Annotated in this window: 1 protein-coding gene; it reads right to left on the reverse strand. The window is 58.7% G+C overall.

Annotated elements, in window-relative coordinates:
• On the reverse strand, positions 1-2,500 hold a 2,500-nt coding region (locus AC1DVN_RS30760; protein ID WP_477994817.1), incomplete at both ends, for a non-ribosomal peptide synthetase.

Consider the following 2,500-nt stretch of genomic DNA (forward strand, 5'->3'; position numbering starts at 1 on the left):
CGCAGACAACACCTCCTGGAAGCCGACACCGTCGACCTCCGGATACACCGTCCGCAAAATCTCATGCCGCGCAACAACATCCGACACAGCAGCCTGCAGAGCCGCCACATCCAACAACCCCGACAACCGAATCGCCACCGGAATATTGTCAACATTGGATCCTGGGTCGAATCGGTTCAAGAACCACATCCGCTGCTGCGCCAACGACAACGGCACCCGCTCCGGACGCACCCGAGCAGTCAACGCCGCCCGCGCACCCGAACCRACCTCCGACTCCACCCGAGCAGCCAACAACTCCACCGACGACGCCTCGAACAACACCCGCACCGGAACCTGCGCATCCAACGCCTGCCCCAACCGCGCCGCCACCCGAGTAGCAATCAAAGAATTACCACCCAAAGCAAAGAAATCGTCATCCAACCCGACACGCTCGACCCCGAGAACATCCCCGAACACCGACGCGACGATCTCCTCCACCGCCGTCACCGGAGCCCGGAACACCGCAACCTCGAACACCGGCTCCGGCAACAACTTCCGATCCAACTTCCCCGACGCATTCAGCGGCAACGCATCCAACACCATGATCAACGACGGAACCATGTACGACGGCAACACCGCACGCAGCGAATCCGTAAGCGCCACAACATCAACCACCGCACCCGACGCCGGCACCACATACCCAACCAAGCTGTCACCCGACTTGGCCGAAACAACAGTCACTGCAGATGCGGATACCGATGCATCAGCCACCAAAGCCGACTCGATCTCCCCCAACTCGATCCGCTGACCACGCAACTTCACCTGGAAATCGCTACGACCGATGTACTCCAACTCCCCCGACGCATCCCACCGCACCAAATCGCCCGTGCGATACATCCGACCGCCCCCACTGCCATCGGCAAACGGGTTCGCAACAAACCGATCCGACGACATTGCGGCCCGCCCGATATACCCGCGCGCCAACTGAATGCCCGATAGATAAAGCTCGCCGACAACACCCCTTGAAACCGGGTGCAGCCTGGAATCCAGGACTAACAGCCCTGTATTCCACACAGCAGAACCAATCGGGATCGACACGGTCTCGTCCGATGTGACTGCATGGAAGGTCACATCAATTGCAGCCTCGGCAGGACCGTACAAATTCTCCAAGCATGCTGATGGCATCACTCCGAAAACTTCCGCGGCAGTGCCAACTTTCAAGGCCTCGCCACCGGAAAACACCAGCCTCAAGGAAGGAATATTGCTGGCACATTCGGCTGAAATGAATAGGGCCATCATTGCAGGCACGAAGTGCGCGACCGTGACCGCATGCTCCCGGATCAACTTCGCTATGTACTGAGGGTCACGATGGCCATCCGGTTCGGCGATCACCATGCGCGCGCCTACTTGGCACGGCCAGAACAACTCCCAAAGTGAAACGTCAAATGTGGACGGAGTCTTGACCAGCACCACGTCCGACGGGTCCAAATTGTATCGATCCTGGCGCCAAAGCATCTGGTTTACTACGGCGATATGCGATACCAGGACGCCTTTCGGCGTCCCGGTAGAACCGGAAGTGAAAATCACGTACGCAGGGTGACCTCCCCGAAGAGCAGACAGTCGCTCTGAATCGGTGATCGGATCAGTCGAATACGTATGCAGGTCAAGACTGTCAACATCAACCCAGGAAGTCGGCAACTTCGCGTCGAGTCGACCATCAACCGTAAAGTCACGCGAGTACAAGACAACGGCCGGCGCCGCCGTTCGCAAAACATAAGAGACGCGTTCAGTCGGATGCGATGGGTCCAGGGGTACATATCCGCCACCTGCACGAATCACCGCATGGGCTGCGATCACCCAAGATATAGACCGCTCCATGAGCACGCCGACCAGAACCTCAGGTCCAACACCTTGCGAAATCAGATGTCGGGCCAATCGATTGACGCGCGAATCGAATTCGCCATAGGTCAAGCTTTCGTCACCGTAAATCAGCGCAACATCCATCGCGCGCTGAGCCGTACCGACGACATCCACCAATCGCGTCGCGGGCAGTTCCCGACGATTGGCGCGCGATCTGTTGTAGATCTCAATTCGTTCAACACCATCAAGAAGATCGACTTCTCCCACCAGCGCCGATGAATCGTCGAGAACTGTGCGCAGGATGCGTTCGAATCGGGTTGCCATCGAGGCCACCGTCGACTCGTCGAACAGATCCGTCGCGTACGTGAACGTCGCCGCCATCCCGGCCGGGGCACCGGACTCGTCGAACTGCTCGACCATGGTCAACTGCAGATCGAACTTCGCCGCCACCGCGCCGGTATCGATTCCCCCAACCGTCAGATCGCCAAGTCGAAGCACCGACTGCTCCATGTTCTGGAACGACAGCATCACCTGGAACAACGGATTACGAGCCTGCGACCGCGCCGGATTAAGCACCTCCACCAACCGCTCGAACGGCACATCCGCATGCGCAAACGCACCCAGATCACCCTCACGAACCCGATCCAACAACCCCGAGAAC

The sequence above is a fragment of the Rhodococcus sp. P4_E4 genome (assembly GCF_056401575.1).